We start from the raw sequence: 7,445 nt of genomic DNA, 5'->3' as shown, positions 1-7,445 counted from the left end.
GACCCGCTTTTCAGCTCGCTCAGCACCGCCAGCAGCGCCGCATGCTTCACCAGATCGGCGAAGTTTCCGGCGTGGAAGGCGTGCCGGTAGTTCATCTTGCCCCTTGGGGGCGGAGCGTGAGGCCCAGGCGCAGCGTGCGCGGCGCAGCATAGCTTTCGACGCCGTCCGCTGTCTCACCCGCCTCCAGTCGCGCATTGGTCAGGTTCTCAGCGGCAACCCACCAGGCGACGCCGGGCGCCGCCCGCCAGGTCGCCCGCACATCCACCTGCACGCCGGCCGAGAGCCGCCGGGTGTTGAGATCATCCTCGAACCGCGCGCTCTCGTAGCGGGCGTCCCCAGCGATCTCGAAAGCGGGCGTCGGGGTGACGATCAGTCCGGCGGTGACCGTCCAGCGCGGCGTCTGGGCCGGACGCTTACCGGTCAGCTGCGGCGCCGCCGCGCCGCCGTCGACTTTCGCGTCGGCATAGCTCAACGCCCCGCGCCAGCGCACCGCCTCGCCGCCGCCAAGAGCCTCCGCCTCCACGCCCCAGGCTTCGATTTCCCCGGCGTTCCGACGCTGGCGCAGCACCCCGCCAGCGGGGATGAAGCCCGCTGTGGGGAACGTGCCGGGCCCCGCGCCGATGGTCACATTGGTCACCGGGTCCTTCAGCCGGTTCCAGAACAGGCCGGCCGCCCAGGTCACGATGTCCGATCCGCCGATGCCGACCTCCAGCCCCTGCAGGGTCTCGGGTTTGAGCGCCGCATTCGCCTCGGTGATGTCGTTGCCGACCCGGAAGGGCCGGTGGAGTTCGTTCAGCGTCGGGGGCCGGAAGCCCGCATAGGCCGCGCCTCGGACATGGATCGCCTCGGACAGCGCATAACGCGCGCCCAGGCGGCCCGTCGGCGTGGTGTCCGAGCGGCCCGCCGGCCTCTGGTCGAGCGTCAGCGCGCCGTTCGCCCGGTCCCGCTCCTGGCGCAGCGCATCCCAGGCGCGCGTCCGATCCAGCCGCGCGCCACCGGTCAGGGTCAGCGCTCCCTCGGTCCACACGCCCTCGGCATAGGCCCCGAGGCTCAGGGTCTTGCCGCCCGCCACGCGATCCCGCGTGAAGGCCCCGGCGAGGAAGCGGAACCGTTCTCGCGTCTCTCCGTCCGCCGTCCGAAGGTCGGCGCCGACCTCCCAGGCCACCGGTCCATTCAGCCCCTGCCAGGCGGCGTTGGCGCCCCAGCCGGTCGCGGGCGTATCGTACTGGTCGTTGGCGGGGGTCGTGGTGGCGCGGTTGGCCGCCACCGCCACGCTGCTGTTCTCGAGGTCGCTGGTCCGCACCCAGCCCTGCAGCCGCCAACCGCCGACGCCCTCCGCCGCCGGTTGCGCCAATGTGGCCGTCGCCGAGAGCCCCGTGGCGTTCGACCGCGCGCCGATCAATCCCGCCTGTTGGTTGGCCTGATAGGCCGCCAGCCGCACCGCCCCGCGGGCGCCCGCCAAATCGCCCTGCCAGCGCACGGCCAGCGAGGCGTCATCGAGCCGCAACCGCGTGTCCGCCGCACCCTGTCGCGCGCCGCGCACCGGGTGATACCCCTCCGACCGTGATCCCGAGGCGACGACCATGAAGCCTCCGACGCCGGCGACCATCGCCGCCCGCAGGCTGTCCCGCTGGCCAACCGAGACCTCTGTCGCGCCGATCCCCTCGGGCGTCCCGCGCTCGGACAGCGCAACCACGCCGGTCAAGGCGCCGGCGCCATAGGGCCCCGACCCCGCGCCGCGCACAATCGTCGCGCCTTCAAGGGCCTCGGACGGCAGAGCGCTCCAGATCACCCAGCCGCCGAAGGGATCGTTCACCGGCGCGCCGTCCAGAGTCACCAGAGCGCGCCCCGCGCCGGAGGGGGCGATGGCCCGAAGCGACAGGCCCTGGGTCGTGGGGTTGGCCGCGCCGCTGCCCGTGCGGCGGAACAGTGAGACGCCCGGCGCCTGCTTCAGCGCCTCGTCGAGACGGCCGACCCGGGCGAGATCCGCAGCCTCGATGCGCACGGCGCTGAACGCCGCCTCGCCGCCCAGCGGGGCCAGCCGGGGCGCAGTCACGACCACGACCTCGACATCAGGGGTCGGCGGCGGCAAATCCGGCATATGCTCACAAGGTCCCAGGTTCGGGGGTGAGGGCTAAAGCCCGTCGTGGAGAGGTGCAATGTCGAAAGTCGCGGTGGTCACCGGCGCAGGCAGCGGCATCGGGCGCGCTGTTTCTCTGGCTCTCGCCGGCGCGGGTTGGCGCGTGGCGCTGGCCGGACGCCGCGCCGAGGCCCTTCAGGAGACCCTCGCCAGCGGACCGCCAGGCTCCATGCTCTCCGTTCCGACGGATGTCTCCGACCCGGCTCAGGTGGAAGCGCTGTTCGCCAAGACCGTCGCCACGTTCGGCCGCGTGGACCTCCTGTTCAACAACGCCGGGTCCGGCGCTCCGCCCATCGAGATCGACGAGCATGACATCGGCCACTGGCGGCGCGTGGTCGACGTCAATCTGACAGGCGCGTTCCTGTGCACCCGCGCCGCCTTCGGCCAGATGAAGCGCCAGGATCCGAAGGGCGGCCGGATCATCAACAACGGCTCGATTTCGGCCCATGCGCCGCGGCCCCGCTCTATCGCCTATACGGCCACGAAGCACGCGATCACTGGGCTCACGAAATCCACCGCGCTCGATGGCCGCGCCCACGACATCGCCTGTGGCCAGATCGACATCGGCAACGCGGCCACCGAAATGACCGCCCGCATGTCCAAGGGCGTTCCCCAACCGGACGGATCACTCAGACCCGAGCCGGTGATGGACGTCTCCGCCGTCGCCGACGCCGTGCTCTACATGGCCGGCCTGCCGCTCGACGCCAACGTGCCCTTCATGACCGTGATGGCCACCAAGATGCCGTTTATCGGACGGGGTTAGGTTATCGCTCCACGGTGTTTGTCTAGGACATGTGGGGCGGATCACTTATCTTTTGCGCAGTACCTGCCTCTGACGACCGCTTGGAATGGTGCGCTGCACAATTTTTTGTCCATGACATGGCAAGCCCCTTGCGATCTAAGCGGTGTTCACTAACTGAGCGGAGCACCGCCGGACATGACGCCAAGATCATGCCGCGCAACGAGGAAGCGACCAGGACCGGCTCGACGCAAACCATCGAGGCCCATCATGATCCGCACGCTCGCACTCGCGCTCGCCACGAGCGCCCTCATCGCCGCTCCGGCTGCGGCCGGCACGGCCACGCTCAACATCGCCGGCAAGACGCCCGAGCAGGTCGCAAAGGCCGTCTGGACCGCCGCGCAGACCACCTGCCGCAAGGAAGCGCTGTTCATCAGCGTGATCGAGGCGCATCGCGTGTGCGTGGTCAGCACCTATCGCGCGGCGATGTCGCGTTCCAGCAACCCGCAACTGGTCGCTCTGGCCAATACGTTCCCGGAATCCTGATCGATTGGCCGGAGGGCGCTCCCAGAGGGGCGCCCTAACCCGCCACGTCGGTGAACACCGGCGCGCGCTGCTCCATCGAGGCCCTGACCGCCTCGACCTGGTTGGGTGAGCCGATCAGCACGGTCTGCTCGGCGCTCTCAGCCTTGAGGATCGCATGCTGGTCGCCCTCGAGCGCCAGGTCGAGCAGCCGTTTGGCGGCGCGGATGGCGTGGGGGTTGCGACCAGCGACCTCTTTCGCGAAGGCCAGCGCCTCGGCGCGCGGGTCCTCGCAGACGCGCGTGGCCATGCCGATCCGGCCCGCTTCCTCGCCCGAGAAGATACGCCCGGAATAGGTAAGTTCGCGCGCCACGTCGTCGCGCACCAGGCCGCGCATCAGCACAATGCCCGCCATGTCGGGCACCAGGCCCCACTTGATCTCCAGCACCGAGAGCTTGGCGTCGGGCGTCACGAACCGCATGTCGGGCCCCAGCGCCAGCTGGAAGCCGCCGCCGAACGCCACGCCGTGCACGGCCGCAATCACCGGAACCGGGATCTCGCGCCAAACCATCACGGCATGCTGGGCGTGATTGGAGCCGCCCGCCGTTCGATTGGCCGTCACCAGATTGCCGCCGGTGCTGCTCTGTCCGCCCGATCGCTGGCCAGAGGCCATGGCGGCGAAGTTGGACGTGTCGAGCCCGGCGCAGAACGCCCGGCCTTCGCCCGACAGCACCACCGCCCGCACCGAGGGATCGGCCTTCAACCGTTCTCCGGTCTCGACCAGCGCGGCGAACATGGCGTTGTCCAGCGCGTTCATCTTGTCGGTCCGGACCAGCCGCACATCGGCCACGCCGTCCGTCATCTCCACCCGAACCCGGTCGTTCATCTGATTGTCCTCCTAGCGGCGAGCCAGCACATAGCCGGCGCGCGGAAAATGCACGTGATTTACATCCAGCTCGCCGCATTCGCGGGCGATGGTGATGCGGTCGCGGGTGAGGCCCACCAAGGTTCCGACAATCGGGTCGCGGCCATAGTCATCCGCCATCACCACGACGGCCTCGCCGCTGCTCAGGCCCGAGGGATCATCGGCCGCCACGCCGGCCGGATCGGCGGGCGTGCTGGCGTTGGCGATCCGCACCGCCTCGCCGGGCGCCATCTCGTGGCGCTTGCCATGACCGATGGCGCGCACCCGGCCGGCCCAGGCCCGCGTCCGATCCAGCCCGCTCAGCAAGCCGTCCGCAACCTTGGGCGCGGCGCCCTGGGCCCACCAGACATTCATCCAGGCCGCCACGTCGGCCAGCGACGGCGTCGCACCGCCGAGCCAGTCCGACCCCTCCAGGCCCTCTTCCACCCAGGCCGCATAGGCGCGCCACTGGGCCTTGGCGAAAGGCGCGGCGGCCTTCATGCCTTCGATGTCGAACGGCCGCCCCGAGAGCTTCTCCCGGTCGGCGATGAATTCCTTGGGCACGGCGGCGCCCATCTCGGCGAAGATCGCCGCCACGCTGGCCTGGAACCAGATGCGGTCGGCCCAAAGGTTCACCGCCCAGTCCGCGCCGCGCACCATGGGCGGTGTCGGATGGCGCCGTTCGATCTCGGCCAGGATCACCTGGCTGTCGCAATAGACATCGGCCCCGATCTGCATCACCGGAATCCGCCGATAGCCGCCGGTCAGCGGGATCAAGTCGGGCTTGGGCATGATCACCGGCTGGATCACCGAGGCCCAGTCGAGCCCCTTCACGCCCAGCATGAACCGAACCTTCTCCGAGAAGGGCGAAGAGTCGTAGTGGTGAAGGATGATGCCGCTGGTCATCGGTCGGGCCCTGCCGCCCCGCGGGGGCTTTCGGTGCTAACCTAAGGCCAACGGGGGCCGCCGCAACGGCGCCCTCGCGTAAGCCCTGGCGCGGATTGTGCAACCGAGAGGGGAGATCGCTTGCGTCGATCTCTCCGGGACCTTCAATTCGGCGAGTCCATGGCCGCCACAATCCATCCCCTGCGCCCGCCGCACGATCCGGACGCCCAGATCCTCGGCATGCTGGGCGACGCTATCGATCCGGCCGACGATGGCCAGGGCGGCGCGCCCATCACCCTGCCCGCTCAGGCCTTGGCCGCAGCGGGGTTCGATGCGAGCGGCGAACTGAGAGCCGGAGACCGCCTGTTTCTGGACTGGTTCGCCTCCGAAACCGCCAGCGAGGTTGTCGCCGACTGGCTGACGCGCGGTGAGCCGATGAGCCTGGCGCCCATAAGGACGCGTGACGGCGTCGCCACCGTCCTGCTGCTCGCCCGGCGCGAGGCGGCGGCCGGCTGGCGGTTGCCGGCGGGCGCAGCGCTTCAACCCGGCGCGGCCGTTGTGGCCCTCGCCTATCGTCCGTTCGCGGTGCGGGAGCTTGCCGAGCGGGCGCTCACAAGCTGGCGACTGACCCCGGTCGAGGCCCGGGTCGTCCAGGGCCTGATTTCCGCCGGAGATCTGATCGAAGGCGCCCGCCGCGCCGCGACCGGCTATGAGACTGCGCGCAAAGCCCTCAAGAGCGCGCTTCGCAGGGCCGGCGCGACCCGTCAGGCCGATCTGGTCCGGCTGCTGCACGCTGCGGTCGGGGGCGGCGACCTGCATCTGGCCCAGGCGCCGCTGCTGCGGGCCGCGCTGGGGCTGTCGGATCGCGCCGCCGGCGCGTCGGTGCTGCTGGCTTTGGGCCTCACCCGCGCGGAGGCCGCCGCCACCCTGCGGATCAGCGAGCATGCCATCAAGGATGAATTGGCCGTCGTGTTCGGGCGCTTCGGCCTGGGCAGCGTCACCGACCTCGCCCGCCTGACCACAGAAGCCATGGTGCTGCTGGGAGTCGCGGGCAACCGGAACCTGACGCTCGGCGCCTCTTGGAGCGCGCTCCGCCCCTTGCGGTTCGTGGGGCGCGCGGATGGCTCCGGCCGCATCGCGCTCTCGGACTTCGGCCCGGCCAGCGGCGCGCCCGTGCTTTTGTTCCACAGCGCGGTGACCGGCGCGCTCCTCGACCGGGGCCTGGTACGCGCGCTCCATCGGCAGGGATTCCGGCCCATCGCCGTCGAGCGTCCAGGCTTCGGCCTGACGGACCCTGCCGTGGGAAATCCGGACGAAGTTGCTGTCGCCGACATCGTCGACATCCTGGATGCCCTGAAGCTGCGCGCCGTCCGGATCCTGGCGCGCGGGGGCGAGGATACCGCGCTGCGCTTCGCGGCCGCCTACCCGGACCGGATGGCGCACGCCGTCCTGATCAATCCCTTCACGCCCTATGCGCTGGACACGCGACGCGACGGCTACATGAACGCGATGAAGTGGCTGATGGCCCGGCAGCCGGCCATGATCGAGGCGGTCGCCCGCTTCCTGGCCCCCCGGCTCGATCCGCGCACCACCGAGCAACTCGTCCGGCGCTCGCTGGCCTCCAGCGCCGCAGACACCGCCGTTCTCGGCCATCCGACTGTGCTGGAGGACTATGTGGAGTCCGCGCGCCTTGTGGCGCTCCGCGAGACCGCCGGTTTCGTGCACGAACAGCGCCGCTATCTCACCTGGACCCCCTCGCCGCTGCCCAGCGGCGCCCGCTGGACCCGCATGATCGGCGAACAGGATGTCCTCTACCGCCCGGGCGACGCCGAGGCCGTCTGGCAGACCGCGCTGCCCGGCCACCGCGTGATCCGCCGCTCGGACGCCGGTCGAATGCTGCACGCCTCACATCCCGACCTGGTGGCCGAGGCCCTGGTCGACGGTCCAGTCAGATGAAGCTCTGCTAGTGGATAGAGCCTGACACTTGGCCCCGAATGAACGCCCAAAGCGGACGTTGCGAACGACGGCGATGGGGGGAAACCGGACCATAGTACCGGCTCCTTCGCGTCCACGATTGGCCATGAACTGCGATACATGTACCCTGCGATTATCGGACCATCGAAGGGTTTACGGTCAATCAGGTGACGACAGACGATCAGGCCAATCGCGCGCTACGCCCTGCAGTTATTCTGTGGGCGTTTTCCGGCCTCATTGGCATCCCTGCCGCGGTCTATTTCGACCTGCTGGGTGGCTGG

6 protein-coding genes and 1 pseudogene are annotated in these 7,445 nt (G+C 70.0%); 3 read left to right on the top strand and 4 right to left on the bottom strand.

The window, feature by feature from the left end:
- Both ACIQ3R_RS12670 and ACIQ3R_RS12665 read right to left on the bottom strand, forming a co-directional pair.
- Positions 1–95 (bottom strand): annotated as a pseudogene (locus tag ACIQ3R_RS12670) (23S rRNA (adenine(2030)-N(6))-methyltransferase RlmJ); the annotation flags it as partial.
- Positions 92–2,101, bottom strand: coding sequence for a TonB-dependent receptor (locus tag ACIQ3R_RS12665; protein ID WP_397419032.1), 2,010 nt, complete (start codon positions 2,099–2,101; stop codon positions 92–94). The pseudogene ACIQ3R_RS12670 and the gene ACIQ3R_RS12665, both read right to left, overlap by 4 nt.
- A 58-nt stretch (positions 2,102–2,159) precedes the next feature.
- Between ACIQ3R_RS12665 and ACIQ3R_RS12660 the strand changes: the two genes are divergently transcribed.
- Positions 2,160–2,903: an SDR family oxidoreductase gene (locus ACIQ3R_RS12660; RefSeq protein ID WP_397419030.1), complete on the top strand. Its 744-nt coding sequence runs from the start codon at positions 2,160–2,162 to the stop codon at positions 2,901–2,903.
- Between the two features lie 246 nt (positions 2,904–3,149).
- Positions 3,150–3,425: a hypothetical protein gene (locus ACIQ3R_RS12655; RefSeq protein WP_397419028.1), complete on the top strand. Its 276-nt coding sequence runs from the start codon at positions 3,150–3,152 to the stop codon at positions 3,423–3,425.
- 34 nt (positions 3,426–3,459) lie between these two features.
- Here the strand turns inward: ACIQ3R_RS12655 and ACIQ3R_RS12650 are convergent, their stop codons facing one another.
- Positions 3,460–4,287 (bottom strand): crotonase/enoyl-CoA hydratase family protein, encoded by an 828-nt coding sequence (locus tag ACIQ3R_RS12650; RefSeq protein ID WP_397419026.1) that lies wholly within the window; start codon positions 4,285–4,287, stop codon positions 3,460–3,462.
- A gap of 12 nt (positions 4,288–4,299) precedes the next feature.
- Positions 4,300–5,211 carry a glutathione S-transferase family protein gene (locus ACIQ3R_RS12645; RefSeq protein ID WP_397419024.1) on the bottom strand — a complete coding sequence of 304 codons (912 nt, stop codon included), beginning with the start codon at positions 5,209–5,211 and terminating at the stop codon, positions 4,300–4,302.
- Between the two features lie 159 nt (positions 5,212–5,370).
- On the opposite strand from ACIQ3R_RS12645, the gene ACIQ3R_RS12640 reads away from it, so the two are divergent.
- Positions 5,371–7,146, top strand: a complete 1,776-nt coding sequence (locus tag ACIQ3R_RS12640) for an alpha/beta fold hydrolase (RefSeq protein WP_397419022.1) — start codon at positions 5,371–5,373, stop codon at positions 7,144–7,146.
- The last annotated feature ends 299 nt before the right edge of the window (positions 7,147–7,445 follow it).

Source organism: Phenylobacterium sp. (assembly GCF_044371015.1).
Taxonomy (GTDB): domain Bacteria; phylum Pseudomonadota; class Alphaproteobacteria; order Caulobacterales; family Caulobacteraceae; genus Phenylobacterium.
This window is presented reverse-complemented; position numbering and strand designations above follow the sequence as displayed.

Bases quoted from the DNA above. Each gene is read 5' to 3' on its own strand.
- ACIQ3R_RS12660 (WP_397419030.1), top strand. From the start codon at position 2,160: ATGTCGAAAGTCGCGGTGGTCACCGGCGCAGGCAGCGGCATCGGGCGC.
- ACIQ3R_RS12655 (WP_397419028.1), top strand. From the start codon at position 3,150: ATGATCCGCACGCTCGCACTCGCGCTCGCCACGAGCGCCCTCATCGCC.
- ACIQ3R_RS12640 (WP_397419022.1), top strand. From the start codon at position 5,371: ATGGCCGCCACAATCCATCCCCTGCGCCCGCCGCACGATCCGGACGCC.
- ACIQ3R_RS12665 (WP_397419032.1), bottom strand. From the start codon at position 2,101: ATGCCGGATTTGCCGCCGCCGACCCCTGATGTCGAGGTCGTGGTCGTG.
- ACIQ3R_RS12650 (WP_397419026.1), bottom strand. From the start codon at position 4,287: ATGAACGACCGGGTTCGGGTGGAGATGACGGACGGCGTGGCCGATGTG.
- ACIQ3R_RS12645 (WP_397419024.1), bottom strand. From the start codon at position 5,211: ATGACCAGCGGCATCATCCTTCACCACTACGACTCTTCGCCCTTCTCG.